This is a genomic window from Bradyrhizobium sp. CB2312 (assembly GCF_029714425.1).
Taxonomy (GTDB): domain Bacteria; phylum Pseudomonadota; class Alphaproteobacteria; order Rhizobiales; family Xanthobacteraceae; genus Bradyrhizobium.
Genome location: NZ_CP121668.1, coordinates 7,906,132 through 7,921,565, shown reverse-complemented (window position 1 = coordinate 7,921,565; position 15,434 = coordinate 7,906,132). Strand labels below are relative to the sequence as shown.

Annotated in this window: 13 protein-coding genes and 3 pseudogenes; 6 read left to right on the top strand and 10 right to left on the bottom strand. The window is 58.6% G+C overall.

Annotated elements, in window-relative coordinates; genetic code table 11:
* Nucleotides 1-56: 56 nt before the first annotated feature.
* From QA642_RS38385 to QA642_RS38370, 4 genes are all read right to left on the bottom strand, one after another.
* A complete protein-coding gene (locus QA642_RS38385) occupies nucleotides 57-611 on the bottom strand; it encodes an FAD-dependent oxidoreductase (protein WP_283081546.1) in 555 nt (184 codons plus the stop codon).
* Nucleotides 595-2,271, bottom strand: a complete 1,677-nt coding sequence (locus tag QA642_RS38380) for a hypothetical protein (RefSeq protein ID WP_283081545.1) — start codon at nucleotides 2,269-2,271, stop codon at nucleotides 595-597. The genes QA642_RS38385 and QA642_RS38380 overlap by 17 nt, the downstream gene beginning before the upstream one ends.
* Nucleotides 2,272-2,456: 185 nt before the next feature.
* Nucleotides 2,457-3,053: a hypothetical protein gene (locus QA642_RS38375; RefSeq protein ID WP_283081544.1), complete on the bottom strand. Its 597-nt coding sequence runs from the start codon at nucleotides 3,051-3,053 to the stop codon at nucleotides 2,457-2,459.
* 452 nt (nucleotides 3,054-3,505) lie between these two features.
* Nucleotides 3,506-3,679, bottom strand: coding sequence for a hypothetical protein (locus QA642_RS38370; RefSeq protein ID WP_167381167.1), 174 nt, complete (start codon nucleotides 3,677-3,679; stop codon nucleotides 3,506-3,508).
* 1,513 nt (nucleotides 3,680-5,192) lie between these two features.
* Here QA642_RS38370 and QA642_RS38365 point away from each other — a divergent pair.
* From QA642_RS38365 to QA642_RS38355, 3 genes and pseudogenes are all read left to right on the top strand, one after another.
* A pseudogene (locus QA642_RS38365) lies at nucleotides 5,193-6,217 on the top strand (IS5 family transposase).
* Between the two features lie 20 nt (nucleotides 6,218-6,237).
* Nucleotides 6,238-6,528, top strand: coding sequence for a hypothetical protein (locus QA642_RS38360; RefSeq protein ID WP_283081543.1), 291 nt, complete (start codon nucleotides 6,238-6,240; stop codon nucleotides 6,526-6,528).
* 75 nt (nucleotides 6,529-6,603) lie between these two features.
* Nucleotides 6,604-6,927 (top strand): annotated as a pseudogene (locus QA642_RS38355) (IS481 family transposase); the annotation flags it as partial.
* On the opposite strand, the gene QA642_RS38350 reads toward QA642_RS38355, so the two are convergent.
* Entirely contained in the window at nucleotides 6,924-7,268 is a 345-nt protein-coding gene (locus QA642_RS38350) for a hypothetical protein (RefSeq protein ID WP_283087155.1), read from the bottom strand. The pseudogene QA642_RS38355 and the gene QA642_RS38350 overlap by 4 nt on opposite strands.
* A gap of 745 nt (nucleotides 7,269-8,013) precedes the next feature.
* Nucleotides 8,014-8,397 (bottom strand): annotated as a pseudogene (locus QA642_RS38345) (IS3 family transposase); the annotation flags it as partial.
* Between the two features lie 39 nt (nucleotides 8,398-8,436).
* On the opposite strand from QA642_RS38345, the gene QA642_RS38340 reads away from it, so the two are divergent.
* A complete protein-coding gene (locus QA642_RS38340; RefSeq protein ID WP_283081542.1) occupies nucleotides 8,437-8,742 on the top strand; it encodes a S1/P1 nuclease in 306 nt (101 codons plus the stop codon).
* 106 nt (nucleotides 8,743-8,848) lie between these two features.
* On the opposite strand, the gene QA642_RS38335 is transcribed toward QA642_RS38340, so the two are convergent.
* Nucleotides 8,849-9,169: a hypothetical protein gene (locus QA642_RS38335; protein ID WP_283081541.1), complete on the bottom strand. Its 321-nt coding sequence runs from the start codon at nucleotides 9,167-9,169 to the stop codon at nucleotides 8,849-8,851.
* 67 nt (nucleotides 9,170-9,236) lie between these two features.
* Nucleotides 9,237-9,431, bottom strand: coding sequence for a hypothetical protein (locus QA642_RS38330; RefSeq protein ID WP_283081540.1), 195 nt, complete (start codon nucleotides 9,429-9,431; stop codon nucleotides 9,237-9,239).
* 453 nt (nucleotides 9,432-9,884) lie between these two features.
* Between QA642_RS38330 and QA642_RS38325 the strand changes: the two genes are divergently transcribed.
* Complete coding sequence (locus tag QA642_RS38325; protein WP_283081539.1) at nucleotides 9,885-12,356, top strand: EAL domain-containing protein; 2,472 nt, start codon at nucleotides 9,885-9,887, stop codon at nucleotides 12,354-12,356.
* 124 nt (nucleotides 12,357-12,480) lie between these two features.
* Here the strand turns inward: QA642_RS38325 and QA642_RS38320 are convergent, their stop codons facing one another.
* Both QA642_RS38320 and speD read right to left on the bottom strand, forming a co-directional pair.
* The gene (locus tag QA642_RS38320; RefSeq protein ID WP_283081538.1) at nucleotides 12,481-13,311 is read right to left on the bottom strand and encodes a polysaccharide deacetylase family protein; all 831 of its coding nucleotides are present in this window, start codon (nucleotides 13,309-13,311) and stop codon (nucleotides 12,481-12,483) included.
* Nucleotides 13,312-14,580: 1,269 nt separating this feature from the next.
* Nucleotides 14,581-15,021: an adenosylmethionine decarboxylase gene (gene speD, locus QA642_RS38315; protein ID WP_283081537.1), complete on the bottom strand. Its 441-nt coding sequence runs from the start codon at nucleotides 15,019-15,021 to the stop codon at nucleotides 14,581-14,583.
* A gap of 187 nt (nucleotides 15,022-15,208) precedes the next feature.
* On the opposite strand from speD, the gene QA642_RS38310 reads away from it, so the two are divergent.
* Entirely contained in the window at nucleotides 15,209-15,391 is a 183-nt protein-coding gene (locus tag QA642_RS38310; RefSeq protein WP_092217502.1) for a hypothetical protein, read from the top strand.
* Nucleotides 15,392-15,434: the final 43 nt, after the last annotated feature.

The window sequence follows — 15,434 nt, the reverse complement described above, 5'->3', positions numbered from 1 at the left end:
ATTGCCAGCCGCTCTGGTCGCCCTTGATCGAGGGGGAGCCGAAGTCTCTTAGATCGTCAACTCGACAATATCCGTAACGAGCTAACAGGCGCGGCGATAGGACGTCTACTCGCGAGGGGTAGCTCTTTCGAAACCAATTGCCGTTCCCGGAGGCGTCGATCACAAAGGACGCCTCGAGAGGGCCGGAGTCGGTCTCTACTCCGACCACTTCCTGGTCGCGCACAATGGGACGAAGTGCACGACAGGGGCGCCGCACATCCGCGCTCAACGTTTCCGCCCGCTCTATGAGGACAGCATCCAATTTGTCTCTGAAGATGTGAAACCCGCTGGCCGCTGCCAATGGTATCGACCCTCGATCGCTCGATCGGGCGGTGCTCCACTCGACTTGAATGGATCCGTAGCGACCGCCGATATCGTGTTCGAACGCCTCTCTGACGCCGAGCTGTCAGTATCGAAGCGGCGCCGCTATGCAACGTTTCACCGGGTCTACGCCGCGGCTGACCGTCGGCCTCAATGACGATGACGGTCAGCCCCGATTGGCGCGCATGTATCGCCGCCGCCGATCCGGCCGGCCCCCCGCCGACCACTATAATGTCAGCGTCGGACTTCATTGGCGCTCCAATCGGCCGCTGAATCTTTGGTCAATACGAGCGTCGGATCGGCGAAGAGAAGCTTGAGCGATCCAAAGTTGACCAACACCTTCTTGAAATCGGTCGGGTCGGCGGCTCCGCGATCGGCATGGTCAAATACGAGGTAGCGGTATGTGAAATGCTTGTTTAGACGACGTCCCGTTGCCTTTTGGGCAGCCAGCAAGTCGGCGTCCGACGGATCGGCCATGCGGAAGCTGAGAACGGACCATTTGAGTTTGTCGTCGTGCGTCTCTACGCCGAGCGCTCGGTAGACAAGTCCCATGGTCAGGGTTCTGGCGACGTACTCCTCGACGGTCGTCTTTCCTATCTCGCTTATATCGAACCCTCCGCTGAGCGCCTTTTCGACATAATCCGCGTAGGCGAGGGAGGCGTATTCGACCTTTCCTTCCTTCTGCCTGAGGGTCGGCCCCCGGACCCCGTCCCATGGCGGCTTCGATCCCAGTCCGATGACTTCGTCGGTCAGCGGCGTCGCCGTTGCATAGTTCTTGCTTGGGGCAAAAGTACGAGTGATGTCCGGTGCGGCCGCAGGCCAGAACGAGCTGAGAGCCGCGCACAGTTTGCTATCCTCCATGAAGGGAGAGCCGAGCCCGTAATTGGTAAGGAACGTTACCCCCGGAGCCAGCTTTTTGCCGGTGTCTTCGGGATCCGTCTCAGACGTTCTGTCGTAAGAAACATCCCACCCCGGTGCGAAAACGCCAGCGGCTCCATCGGGAAGCATCGAAGCGCGGTGGTTGTTTACGGACTTTAGCTGGCAGAGCGCGCCGGCGCCGGAGCCGAAGGGACCAACGATGGCGGTCATCGTATCGTCGTCCGGATCGAAGTTCGCGCCACTGATCTGCAGATTGGCGGCGTATCGCTGGTCGGAGAGAGCTTGGGGAAGGCTGGATCCAGGCGCGTCCCAAAGCGAGTGCATCAACGAGGGCAATACGGATTGATCAGCCCATTGCATAAGCGATGTCTGATCGACCAGGGGGAAGAAGTCGGGCGATGCGACTATCGAATAGGCCGGGATTCTGCGAGGAAGATCTAGCGCGATTTCGGGGCACTCGACGTCGATCCAACCGTCGCCGGTAAAGTCGACGTAGTGGCGGGCCCGGTACCCTCCACCCTCGACGAGCTTAATGATGTCGGGCTCGTCGTTGAGGTCTCGCTCCGATCCATCATCGGCTATCGCGTGTCGTGCGTGGAGATATTCCGGTGCCGAGCGGGCTCCGCTCGGTTGCGGAAGTAGGTTCAAGCTGGACTGATAAGCACGCCAAGATCCGCCGCTATCGGGAGTCTTCGGTACGCAAAAGGTCAGTGGCTCGCCCTTGTAGGAGGCGGGCTCGGTCAGTCGCGGGTGAGAGAAGGGTCGTAGCAGCCAACCGCCGTCGTCGGGTTCGGCCGAAAAGTCCGCGATCCCATCATGGAAAATGAACGGGGCATCGCTCAAAGCGGGCTCAGACCACCCGCCGAAGTGTCCATTGGAGAGAAACTTCAGGTGAGCTCGCCTGATCTTCTCGTTCACATGGGAAGCGGACAACCGCACTTCGATGTCACGGTCGAGAAGGCATTCACCTCCCGAGAATAGCTTGTGAAGCGGCACCCAGAAACGTCGATTGTGGTCGCCGGGCTCATCCACGCGTAGCGCTTCGGGTGCATCTTGTAAGCCGGCCCGCAGCGCGCTTCTTCCCGACGTTCCGCTCTCCTGAACGTCTCCGTCGATAAAGCGGAGAGGGCCGTGAGCGCCCTTCTTTCCTGGCACCAGACAGGCGACGTATGCGGCGTATCGACAAGGAAGTACGCGGATACCGGTGTCCTTGTCTTTTACGAATGGGAGAAACCCGCGTGCTGCTCCGTCGTACAGCGGCGGCTCCGTACCAATCCGAGCGATCCGGTTCGCGCAAAGACCATGTCGGCATGCCGACCATGGACCGTCCCCAGCGCCGCCCTGTATTCGGTTGCGAAGACTACGATGGCCAGGCGTGCCCCTTGGGCTCGAGCGCGCAGATCGTCGATCGAAGGCGGCTGATGGCCGAATACGTAATTCTCGATCGCTTCGATCTCCGTGAGGGTGGGGAATCCCTTCAGCTTCGTGAGGCGTCCGCGATGTCGAAAGCTCGTGATCCGAGGGGATGCAAAGGCGTGAAATAGGAGACTTCTGGCGGGCGCGCCCGGCTCGACGCCGCGATTGCCTTCTTGGGCGAAATCTTCGAAGCCGGGGAAGGACCTGTCTATGCAGGTCAATGGTCGCGATAGCTCGTGTGCGAGATCATCCGCGGACAGATCGAGCCCGTGGTGCTCTAGCAGCGCCTCCCATCCGAGCGGTCCGAGACGCTCAAGAGCTGCCTTGACCCCAGAAAGCAGCTTACCCTTGGGTTTACTCGCCGTTACGACGAAGCGCCGCGTTGGGCCATTCTCCATTGATTTCCCCCAATCCACAAACAACCGCAGAAACTATGAAATGCATTGTGAAAAGCAGCTCGTGCGAGCAGCTCGAAAGGTGGCGCAGGAAAAAGTTTATGTTGGAGATCATAGTTGTGTTGAGTTGGATACACAACTAAATTGTTGATGGATAACTTTTGAGCGAGCCCATTCGGACTGCACTCGGATCGGTTCGCCTTGAATTCGCGATACAGCGACCAAGCACGGGCCCATATGGCCATGCCTGGAAATGCTCGCCCCACAGCCGGAGCGCCGCGCGTAGCAAGGGACCACCCGTGCAGGCGGTACACGGGGGATCGATATCGCGAATACTCTGGTGGCTCGTGCGACACAAAAATGAGTACGCAACGTGGGCGGGTACGTACGCCATATGATCAACATATCGATTCTGCGTGCTAGAATAACTTAGATACGGCGTGCCTTTCATGGCGTTAGATAGCCGTTGCAGGTGTCCGCTTTTTGTAGGGGCCGCGCTTTTTTCGAGGTTCGCCGGTGCGGGCCACGCCGCGCTCGCGACGGCCGAAGAGAGGTTTGATCAGCGCGCCGATGAGGCCTCCGAGCGTGAGACCACCCAGGACCAGAAATAGCAAATCGAGATATTGCATAGTCGCGCGTCCTGTGAAAACCGCAGTCTTAATGACGAGTCAGGATGAATAGCTGCAGATCTTCGGCGTTTGCGCTGGATTTGTTCGAATTTTTCTGATTCGCGATCTTGATCGCGCAATGATTGCCCGGTAGCCGCGCGCGCCATTCAGTCGACGTCATCGAGAATGATGTGGTTACCGTCCACACTGTTTGTCAGACTATTTGTTTCGAACCACCATCAGCTTCCCGGTCTTTGAATAGCCAATAATGGCGTTGCCGCCGTGGATGAACTCGATCCTATGGGTGACGAACTCACCCTCCGTCGAAAGATTGTACGCGCAAAATATTGGCGAGGGTTATCTTCCGGATGCGATCCACTGCGACCGTACCGTGCCTTCGGATTCGATCTGCGTGCCGTCCGCGGTCTCGGTGACCGCAATGGGTTGATCGCCACTGATTTTGGTCCTCGACTGAGCTCCCCGCCTGAAATGAGAGCAAAGCCCTAGCCACCGACGATTGCAGAGCCAAGCGAGCATTGCAATCGCGGGCCGTAGTGCTTGAGCACTGCGAGCTGCGATCATCGATAGAAGCCGACAATGTAGCGGATTGCGACGAATGTGCCGACGGCAACTGCAGCTGTGATAGCGATTGAAAACCCTACTCGCGCCAAAAACTGGCCGGGGCTTAGTCCGTCCCATGAACTCATTTTCATGCTTTGCGTTCTAAACTCGGATTTGGGCCTGAGGCGTAAAGGCCTTCAGTTAGATGTGCGCGTAGATCCAGTCTCAGACCGATTGGGACAATCGACCACGATACTGACCACTCACCAGGTCGTGACCATATGCCTGTCTGCGTTGTCCATGTATTTTCGGATGTCGGCATATAGCGCCTCAGCTGTCGATGGTGCTTGGATGAACCACACGGAATCGAGGCCCATCGTCCTTAGTGTGACCCTAGCGTGAAATGTGATCGATCAGGTTCTGTCGTGCCTGCGCATAGTTCGCCCTATGTTTGTTTAGATCCCAAGTGACCAAGTACACAGCCATTACTGATTTCCATAGCTCACGTGACGCGCTCAGAATGAGCGTACCACACGCACTATGCGAGTAATCGGCGGATGTGGGAATACAAACGCAGCGAATCATCGCGCGCGCTGAGAGCGCGTAGCAAATCGAGTAGCAATACGAGGTAGGCTCAGGTTTTCAGCTGCAGTGCGTCCCGGCAGAATCGTTGCCGATGCGCACGGTTCAGCCCACAGCAATCGCGGAGCGCGTCGTCGCGGTGGCCGGAAGGGTACAGCAAGACGTTTTTGGGGTCGGAGCCGGGGTAGTCTTTTCGGCGTGGTTGAAGTGGGATTTCGCATTTGCCTGGCAGCATCTCACGTGCGTCAATCGCGTCCTCGATCTATCGCCTGCCAGTTCTCAGCGATCATCGTATGCATCTTTCGGCGCGCGACGAACGAGCTCTAGCAGGCTGTTGAAGAAGTCGATAGCGAAGCACTTCGTATCGTGATTCTCTGGGACCAGGATTTAACTGGGGGACGCGACGCGGGGGAGTGACGAACGGTCTGGCTCGCTTTTCAGTTATGTGGACCTGGAGGCTCGAGTTCGCGTCGGCCATCCGCTACGGGTGAGAAGTTGCTTCGGGCGATGCTCCTCCAGGCGTTTTATGGGGTTCGCTCGGAACGGCATCTGATGGAACGGATAGAGTTCGATCTTCTGTTCCGCTGGTTCGTTGGGCTTGGGGTGGACGATGCGGTTTGGGACCATTCGACCTTCTCGAAGAACCGCGACCGGCTGCTCGAAGGCGAGATTGCGGCCAAGTTCCTGAACGCGCTTTTGGCGCAGCCAAAGGTCAAGCGTCTGCTATCGAGCGATCACTTCTCGGTGGATGGTACGCTGATTGAAGCCTGGGCCTCGATCAAGAGCTTCCGGAAGAAGGATGGCAGCGATAAGGACGAGGATGGTCCGGGACGCAACGCCGAGCGCAGCTTCCACAAGGAGAAGCGATCCAACGAGACCCATGCGAGCACGACCGATCCTGAGGCGCGGCTCTACAAGAAGGGTGACGGCCAGCCAGCCAAGCTGAGCTATATGGGCCATGCTCTGATGGAGAACCGCAATGGTTTAGCGGTTTTGGGTGGGGTGAGCCAAGCGACGGGCACCGCCGAACGGGAGATTGCGCTTGCCATGAGCGACAGGCGGAGGTGCGCGAAGCGGATCACTCGGGGGGCGGATAAGGCCTATGATGTCACGCAGTTCGTGCACGACCTGAGAGATAGATCGGTTACCCCGCATATCGCGATTGATGGACATCTGAGTAAGACCGGCAAGCGGCGCAAGACGGCGATCGACGCGCTTACCACCCGTCACAGCGGCTACGACGTCAGCCAACGCTGCCGCAAACGCATCGAAGAAGTCTTCGGCTGGATCAAGAGTTCCGCTGGCTTGGCCAAGGTCAAGCTGCGAGGCCGCGACCGCGTGGATGCCGCCTTCGTCCTGGCGCTTGCAGCCTACAATCTGATCCGGCTTCCCAAGCTTCTGGCGGCACCGGCTTGAGCATTCGGGGCAGGTGGCAGGTGGTCCAGACGCCGGGCTACGACATGGCCTTGGCGGGCGCCTACATCCTGTTCGATGAGGCCGGCGGCGAATTTGCCTTCGATTGCCTCACTGGCTCCATTCTTGGAGCCTGCCACGGCGATACCGTCGAGTTCGGCTGGCAAGGAAACGACAAAATGGAGCCCGCCGAGGGTGATGGTTGGGCCGAACTAAAGGATGACGGCTCACTCGAAGGGGAGATCTGCCTCCTCAACGGTGACAACATCCCATTCATCGCGCGCCGTTCAAAGACTTCTTCAACATCCTGCTAGGTGTTTTGTCCCAGATACGGCTGCGCCACCAGGACGGAGGCAGTCCGTCGAGCAATACAAAATAGTCAGGAGAGCCTGAGAGCCCTCGCGAAGCGCTACGGAATCAACCAGAAGACGTTTTGAAGTGGAAGCAGCGCGGGACTGTCACCGATCTGCCGACAGGCCCCAAGGAAACTAAGTCGACTGTCCTTTCCATCGAGGAGGAGGCGATTATCGTCGCTTTCCGGCGGCACACGCTGCTGCCACTCGACGATTGCCTCTATACGCTGCAGCCGACCATCACGCATCTACGCGGTCATCTCTGCATCGTTGCCTCCAGCGCCACGGCATCAGGCGATTGCCGGAGGTCGAAGGCGCAAGCCCTCGAAGAAGAAGTTCAAGGCTTATCCGATCGGCTATATGCGAGATCGTCCCCCAGCGGAGAGTTCGCCAGGGTCCTTTGCATTGGTCAGCGAACCGAAGCGCTTCGTAAAATAGTAGGCGCTCGGAGTAACACCATTCTGGTCGAACAGAGTCGCCGATATGTCGCCGTTCTGCTCCTCAAGCTGGCGCAAGGCCTGTAGTAGACTCACCTCCGTCCAACGAACGCCATGATAGAATTCATCCCACCCGGCGTCTTCCTGCGCTTCCACAGACGCTGCTGAATTTGACTGCGGGCAACGAATGACATGGTCTGTTGCGGCGCCCGTTGCCGAAGCGGTGCGCTTTTCCGACGCTTGCTTCTGAAAGGAGGAAGTCATGGCAGGCCTATCCGCACGCGGTCATCGTGCTTTCGCACCATGAGCCGGTAGCTGCCGTGATTGATTTCGTAGACCCAATCCGGCCCTACCGGTGCGGTCTTGGCGACCGTGGGGATGCAGAGTCCAATGAAGCTGAGGGCGGGGCGTCCGCTGAAACTGGATCGCCATCGGTTGAGGCAAGTTCTATTTTTCCACTCGCGGGAGCCCTACCTCCCGCACCTTAGTGGGGCTCCCGCTTCCGTTGTGTCCGGGGTCGCGGCGATCCGGACGGGGAACGTTGCCTCCGAAGCAGATGCATTCTATAGTCATTCGCGTTCATGGAACTAAGCCGGAGGTTGAAAGTTTTATCTTTTTTGTGGCCCTCGGAGGCAAGATGATTTCCGCCGCGCAATGCTTAGAGTTTGCACGCCAGTACAGAGCCCTCTCCCAGAACCCCAACACCTCCTCAGACCGCGCCTTCCTGATGAAGAACATAGCTCGGAGCCTTACCGGGTTGGCGGGTCAATTGGATCGGCTTGATGCGCTGACAAGGGAGAAGCAGCAAAGATGCCCCGCGCCCGGGGCTCTTTAAAGCGGGATGGGTTTAGTCTGAATCGATTTGAGATTCCCAAATCAGTCGGTTTCTGATTCACCGTACTGGCTGGACGGAAGCCAGTATCGATGGGCAATCCGTACTCTCTTGATCTTCGCTGCAAAAACCCCGAGACTCTAACTGCCGCTGGATGAAAATTCAGTGGCAGGTCACTGGCTTGCGGCGTCGCTCGCCGATTGCCGCGAGTTCGCGGGCCACGCGCCGCCCCGAGATCGACGTATCCGGAATGGCGCCCAGGCATTCCTTGGTGACGTCGTCGACGATGTTGAGGATGCGGAAGCGTCGACCATTGGCGAACTGGTCGTGGACGAAGTCCAGCGACCAGCGGGCATTGGGCTTGGCCTCGACTAGGATCGGGGCTCGGGTCCCGACGGCCTTGCGGCGAGCCCGCCGCTTGCGGACGGTGAGCCCTTCCTCGCAATAAAGCCGGTAGATCCGGTTGATCCCCGATGGCTCGCCCTCCCGCCGCAGCAGCACGAACAGGCGGCGATAGCCGAAACCCCGCCGCTCGTTGGCAAGATCGCGCAATCGGCCACGCGCCGAAATCTTCATTCCACCTGGGATAATGGCCTCGTAGTGCACGCGGTTTGGTCGGATGTGAAGCTTGCGGCCGACAAGCTGCTCGACGCCATCACGGACGAGCAAATCGCCGAGTGGAATGCGTCCGATCCTCACGCCTGGGCGAATGAATCATTCGCCATCAGCGAGGCAGCCGAAACCGGCTATTGCACCTTCCATGGGAAATCCTGCGATCCACCAGACGGGGGCAGCGTGACGATCGATGGGGCGTATCTGGCGAAGAGCGACGTCATCATCCGGGAGCGCTTGCAAAAGGCGGGCATACGCCTTGCACATCTGCTCGATAGTGTTCTTGCAGATTGATGCCGGCGGATGAGCTCGCAACACAGGCATGGTGAGCGATGGACGCAGGGCTGACGTTATGGGGCCTGTACATCCCGGTGGATGTCCTCCTCACCTCGATTGCGCTCTATGTGGTCGTCTCGATCACTCTGATTATTCGCGTTCCGGACCCATCCATCGCGCGGAAGGTGAAGACGGCAGGCTTATTCCCATTCCGCCGGAGGACCTGGGCAAGATCATCGAGATGCGTTCGAAGGTCCGCTCCGCTGTCTTGCAGACGCTTGGAGGCCTCGCCGTCTTCGGTACCGTCATCACGAGCCTCCAGGGCATCCGCGGGACCGAAGACGCGTTCAATCAGAAAAAGGCCGAACTCTTCGCCTCGGCCCGCGCGGGCTCCGAACCAGCCGTCGCATCCGTCGCCAGCAACGGCTTGATATTTGATGCGCACTGTCAGACACCAACAGTGAGCGAAACCAACTCAGGCTCCTTAACCAGGCCAGGGCAACTCAGACGCGTTATTGATTGCGGATCGCTTTGGTGGAAGGCTGTACAGTCAAGCGATAAAGCACGAGGTGAGCCGCTCCGAGCTCCTTGATCAGTGTGCCGCAAGCAGGGCAGTGGTAGTTTCCTTGGATGCCGCGTTCAGACGTAAGCTCAAGACGGCGAAAGCCAGCACCGCATTCCGAGCACGTCACATCGCTCTTTTTCATGCGTGGCCTCCTCGCGCTGGCAACCGTCACATTTCTTTAACATGCGCTTAGTTATCGTGCATCTCCCTGGGACGGCCTTTCAAGCACAATCAACATTGTGGACCTGCTGACGCCTGCGACCGTCCATAATTAGTGGTCGCACAAATCGGACAATCCGACGAAAAATTTCGCGCGAAACTGACGGCGCTCCTTCCTAGAATGCGTGACGCTCAAATCGTTAGCTACGAAGGTTCTCGTCGTCACCGTGGCGCTGGCAAACGCTTTTCGTCGAATTCTGCCTTATCGCCGCAGAGTTTCTGCGCTGTGAGGCGCGAAAGCGATCGGGCCTGATGTTCCAGGCAACGCCATCGATCAGCAGGGCTAGAGCGCGACCCTCTCGTCTTTTAAGAGCGAATTAAGCCAAGCTGGATTTTATGCACCCCGGGCAGGAAGCTTAGGTCAGTGGGGCGTGTGATGAGTGCTGCTAACAGGCAATCCGTGGAATCAGATACCAGGCTGCTTAATGACATGCCAATCCTGCGGCGCAAGTGGCAAGCTGCGCTCGAGCCCGGCGAAACCCTTCCCCGCTATGAAAATGTGCTGCTGGGGAGCCTCGGGCGGCTTGCCGATCATCTTGTGCTGCTCAGGTGTGACAATGGCGCGTTTACTGTTTCGCGCACTGGCCGTTATGTGCAGAACTGGTTGGGCGATGCCCGCTGGGACATTCCGCTTGATGCGTTGCGTCCAGACTGCGCGACAGCCCTCACCGGGGCGGCCTCGAATTCGATTGCAAACAACCATCCCTATCTCGCAACCGCTCATTGCGTGCAAGCCGGCATGGTACGGACCTACGACGTGCTGGCGCTGCCGACCTTATCGCGTTGGGCCGGTACGCTGGTCGGCGTCTATGTCAACGAGCGCGCTACAGAATACAATTTGATCGATGCAATCTTTTGCAAGACCGACGATGGCGTTATCTCGCTCTCAACCGTTCGCGATCCCGCAGGCAGGCCATTTGATTTTCAAGTTGTGCACCACAATCAGGCAGCCGCAAGGCTCCTCGATGTGGAAGAGGGCAACCTGTTGTGGCAGCGCCTCGGCAATTCAGACCATCTGCTTTGTTCGGAAGAGGTGATGGAGCGGTTGGGCGCCGCGGTCGCGAATGAATTCGGTGACGAGTTCGAGCTCGAATACGGTGATCAGAGCCTGCGCTTGCGCCTCAGTGCCTTCGGAGACATCGTGTCCGTGGTCATTTCCGACGTTACGTCGTTCAAGCGCCGGGATGCCTCGTTCAGGTTGCTGTTCGACAGTAATCCGATGCCGATGTGGGCGTTAGATGCCGAGACAATGGACTTCGTGAGGGTCAATGACGCGGCAGTGCTGCACTATGGCTATGCTCGCGAGACCTTCCTGCGAATGAAAGTTCAGGAGATCTGGCCAGACGACGAGCGGGTCAGCTATACGCGAGCGCTGCGAGAAGCGGGCGACATCTCTCAGTCTGAACATCCCTGGCGCCATGTCAGGGCTGATGGCACTGAGATTTCTGCGCTGACCTTTGGGCGGCGCCTTATGATCGAGGGACGCGAGGGCTATCTGGTTGTGGTGGTCGACATCACCGAACGGCGCAAGGCCGAGGCCCGCATCGCCCATATGGCACTTCACGACGGGTTGACCAACCTGGCCAACCGCGCACTCCACCAGAGGTGGCTCGCAGAGGCACTCGAAAGCGCTAATGCAGTCGGCAACCGCGTCGCGGCGCTGTGTATCGACCTCGACCTCTTCAAGAACGTCAACGATTCGTTCGGCCACCTCATCGGCGATCGCCTGCTCGAGCAAGTGGCCGACCGGTTGCGGTCCAGGGTGGCCGGCAACAATCTGGCGGCACGGCTCGGCGGCGACGAATTTTCGATCATTCTCACGGATGATACCTCGCCGACGCATGTGAGCCAATTCGCGGGCGACCTGATCAGAACATTGAGTGCGCCATACGAGATTGACGATAACGAGGTCATTATCGGTGCCTCGGTCGGAATCGCGCTGTCACCAGGCGACGGCGCGAGCAGCGCCGAGTTGATGCGTAACGCCGATATCGCGCTCTATCGCGCCAAAGAGGATGGCCGCGGAACGCATCGCTTTTTCGAGCGGGAGATGGATCAGCAGGTGCAGCGACGGCGCGAGATGGAGCTTGATTTGCGCCGCGCCTTTGCCAGCAGCGAGTTCGAGCTATACTATCAGCCCCTGGTCGAGATCGCGAGCGACAAGATCTCAGGTTTTGAAGCGCTTCTGCGCTGGCCGCACCCAGGGAAGGGCATGATCTCGCCGGCCGAATTCATTCCCCTTGCGGAAGAAATGGGGCTGATCGGGCCCCTCGGAGAATGGGTGCTGCGCGAAGCCTGTAAAGAGGCGGTAAAGTGGCCTTTAGAGATCAAGGTCGCGGTCAACCTGTCGCCGGTGCAATTCCGTAGCCGCAATCTGGTTCAGGTGGTGATTTCAGCGCTGGCGAATTCCGGCTTGGCCCCGAAGCGGCTCGAGCTTGAAATCACCGAATCGGTATTTTTGGCGGAGACGGAGGCAAACCTTGCGATCCTGCACCAGCTCCGCGAGCTCGGCGTCTCAATATCGCTGGATGACTTTGGAACGGGCTATTCGAGCCTCAGCTACTTGCGCAGCTTTCCCTTCGACAAGATCAAGATTGATCGCTCTTTTGTCAAGGATCTGGCGAAACGCTCCGATTGCGGGGCCATCGTGCGGGCGATCTCGGGCCTCGGCCGGAGCCTCAACATCACGACGACAGCGGAAGGGGTGGAGACCACGGAGCAGCTCGATTGGCTTCGGGCCGAAGGTTGCAACGAGGTGCAAGGATTCTTGTTCAGCGGTGCCAGGCCGGCCGCCGAAGTGGAGCAGCTCTTGTTTCGCTTTGGCGCAAGGGCGTCCAGGGCGGCGTGATCGCCATGCCGCAGGAACAGCTTCGTCACGTTGAGGCTTCGCAAATCGAACGAGATCAGGCCACGAGGTCGCCCGTAGCCGTCTCTGAACCCAGGAGGTGATCTCCGACACTTCTCGCGCGCCTTCACTGCGGGAAGGCGTGGTGCCAAGACGTCAATGGGGCTTCAGCGCTCTTGGCGGCAGCCGGCACCAGATGCACGATCCGATACCCGTTCTGATGCAGGTAGCGCAGGAACCCAGGCAGCATGGCCGCCGTCCGCGTCTGCGCATCATGCAGCAGAATGATGCCCTTATGAGCGGCCTCGAGCCGCTCGATCAGGATTGTGAGCTCCTGCTCTGGAGTTATGTTCTCCCAATCGCTCGCCCAAAGGTCAGCGCCGAACACGACAATTCCGCGCGCCAGCAAGAGATCGAGCGTCGCAGGTGTCGCGTCGAAGTAGGGGAACCGGAAGAACGGTGTCGAGGGCATTTTGGTGGACACACCGTTGAGCGCCATTTCGACGGCGGTGATACCGCGCTCGATGTCCTCTTTCGCCTGCTCGAACGAGATTTTCGACATCATCGGATGCGACCAGCTGTGGTGCGCTACGGTGTGGCCCTGGGCGGCCATACGCCGCACGAGCTCGGGAAATTCCGCCGAGGATCGGCCGACCAGAAAGAACGTGGCTCGCGCGCATTCCTGTGCGAGCGCAGCCAGCACCTTGTCTGTGTTGGGCGTCCGCGGTCCGTCATCGAAGGTGAGGACGACTTCATGGTCCGCCAGAGGAAGCGTCTCGGGAAAGTTCTTCAGCCCCACCCGCGGGAAGAGTGCGGCATCGACAGCGAGCACCCGCGCCGTGCCGAGCGCATCCCGCCGATTGCAGCTAGAGGCGTCTGTCACGGCAGTACCGGCGAGCAACGCCAGCCCAGCGCAGCCGATGCGAAATGCTAATCTAGGCAGGCGCAACTTTGTCATTGCGCTTGGCGCGACCTTGATTGGTGGTGAGCCCCGTGTTGTTCAGCAGACTATCTGATAGGCATCGCGGGATTTCGGCACATCGAGGCTGTGTCGTGAGCAAAAAGGTCGTCGAACGTCCGTTATCCGCTCGAACCGCTCCTGCTGCCTGCCTTTTGAGCTAGGGGTAGGCGGCTTGGCTCGGACAATGGCTGCAGTGCGCCCCGCGTCTGCAGCACGCGCGGCCGCGTGTCAGCGGGTACGACGGCGCACCCGTTGGCTGTTCCGGGCATTCGAACTCTGATGATCTTCTGCCGCGACGTATATTTCCAGATCGGCTTGTGAGAGGCCGAGGCCTGGATAACACCGGAGCTGACGAGTGAGCCGCAGATGTCTCACGTCGCTCGTCGAGCAACGCAGCAGTTGAGCAGCTTCGCTTTCCGTCAACATCTGCGAGTTCGGTTTGATTCTGCGCTTCATTGCGCGATTCAAACACGGTGCACCTTTGTGTGTCGATATAATTACTGCCTCAACACGTGTTATACAAAACAATACAACTTAAACGTTGACATGGCCGAATCGCATTTCCTATTGTCGGATGAGGTCCAGAAAACCTCGTACGGCAGGCGTAATCGTTTTTCCCCAAAGTCCGGAGTCCTCGCGCGTATGTCCAGTGGCGCAAGCCTAAAGGTGCGAGGGAGCGCCTGTCGTTGCTTATTTCTGGCTCCGGACGACTATCTCGATCTCAGAAAGATCGACGGAGAAAACGACGGTGAAAGCGGTAACAAAACAGAAGGCAGACAGAGCTTGCGCCAAAGAGTTGAAGATTTTGGCGGAGGTCGAAAAGGATCTTGAAAATGCACGCGGCTCCGGAGCGGTTGATGATGTCTTCCTTGGGCTTGAGGAAATCTACTCGATGCACATGCACCCCGAGCATCAAAGCGTCCGAGCAAGATGCGAAGCCATCTTGCGCCTGGATGCTGCCCCCGTGAGCGTGATCCGTCTGGGAGGTGCTGCGCCATGCGGGTGCTGCGGTCGTTATCCGTGCCGAACTATGACCGCTTATCAGACTGAGCAGCGCTGGGCGAGGCATGAGTTCAGGCGCCGGCGACACGATCGCACCGAAATCGAACAGGCCAGTCGGCGTTTGTCACGCCTGGCAGGCTAGAAAAAATGGCGCTCTAGGCAGGTCAGATCGAAGTGTTGCTTGGCCCCTGGGAGGCGATCCGGTCGATCGACAAGGGCGCAAGCTGCGACTGCCACCAGCCCGGCCCGGAGGCCGTGCGGTGCTCAACCTCGGGCCTGCGCGGTCGTTGGCGCGGTTCTCAGACCGTCGCAATGTGCAAAGCTTGCAGTCTCAATCATCGATGAGCCGCCACCATCAGTGCCTCGGATTGCCTGTAGAACAATCGTTTGTCGCGGAGTGAACGTGGCTTTGATGATCGGTATTGTTTGCTCGGGCTCGGCGCTGCCGCACATAAACACATCTAGCGCTGCGTAACTGCTTTCTGGCCAGGTATGAATACTGATATGGCTTTCGGCTAGCAGCGCGACACCAGTGACACCCCCGTGGGGCTCGAATTTGTGCAGATGCACATGCAGCAGTTTTGCTCCAGCCCGCAACGCAGCGTTGATCATCGTTTCTCTGATGCGATCGGCGTCTTCCAAATGACGTGCTCCCCACAGATCGATCAGCAGGTGAGTGCCGTGGGACCGGCGGGCTTGGATCATCAGGGCAGACTCGCTGAAACGGTGGCGGGGTTGCAAGCCATAACCAGCGTCGCAACTTTATCCTGTGAATTTCCTAAAAGACAACTATCGCATTGATCTTCGTAAAGTCATCATGTGGACAAGGTACAATCAAGAGTAGTGACGGTTTTGTGAAACGTAATTCCCGCAGCGCAAAAGGAGAGCTTCGATGTCCAAAAGCCCAGCCCCGCAAACATTGGCTCTTGAACTCACACCTGAGCAAAAGAAGCAATTGGAGGAATTCGCGAAAGCGACCGGCAGCAGGAAGCTGACAGCTAGCGCAGAGTTCGAGGCGCACGTGGACACCGGGAAGATCTCCCCGGCGACGTTCCTCGTTGGAAACGCCATTTAAAACGGCTTTACAGCCCTGTCAGCTCCGCAAGCGCGAGTGAAAT

Bases quoted from the DNA above. Each gene is read 5' to 3' on its own strand.
- QA642_RS38375 (WP_283081544.1), bottom strand. From the start codon at position 3,053: ATGGAGAATGGCCCAACGCGGCGCTTCGTCGTAACGGCGAGTAAACCC.
- QA642_RS38350 (WP_283087155.1), bottom strand. From the start codon at position 7,268: ATGACTTCCTCCTTTCAGAAGCAAGCGTCGGAAAAGCGCACCGCTTCG.
- QA642_RS38310 (WP_092217502.1), top strand. From the start codon at position 15,209: ATGTCCAAAAGCCCAGCCCCGCAAACATTGGCTCTTGAACTCACACCT.
- QA642_RS38385 (WP_283081546.1), bottom strand. From the start codon at position 611: ATGAAGTCCGACGCTGACATTATAGTGGTCGGCGGGGGGCCGGCCGGA.
- speD (WP_283081537.1), bottom strand. From the start codon at position 15,021: ATGATCCAAGCCCGCCGGTCCCACGGCACTCACCTGCTGATCGATCTG.
- QA642_RS38370 (WP_167381167.1), bottom strand. From the start codon at position 3,679: ATGCAATATCTCGATTTGCTATTTCTGGTCCTGGGTGGTCTCACGCTC.
- QA642_RS38320 (WP_283081538.1), bottom strand. From the start codon at position 13,311: ATGACAAAGTTGCGCCTGCCTAGATTAGCATTTCGCATCGGCTGCGCT.
- QA642_RS38325 (WP_283081539.1), top strand. From the start codon at position 9,885: ATGAGTGCTGCTAACAGGCAATCCGTGGAATCAGATACCAGGCTGCTT.
- QA642_RS38330 (WP_283081540.1), bottom strand. From the start codon at position 9,431: ATGAAAAAGAGCGATGTGACGTGCTCGGAATGCGGTGCTGGCTTTCGC.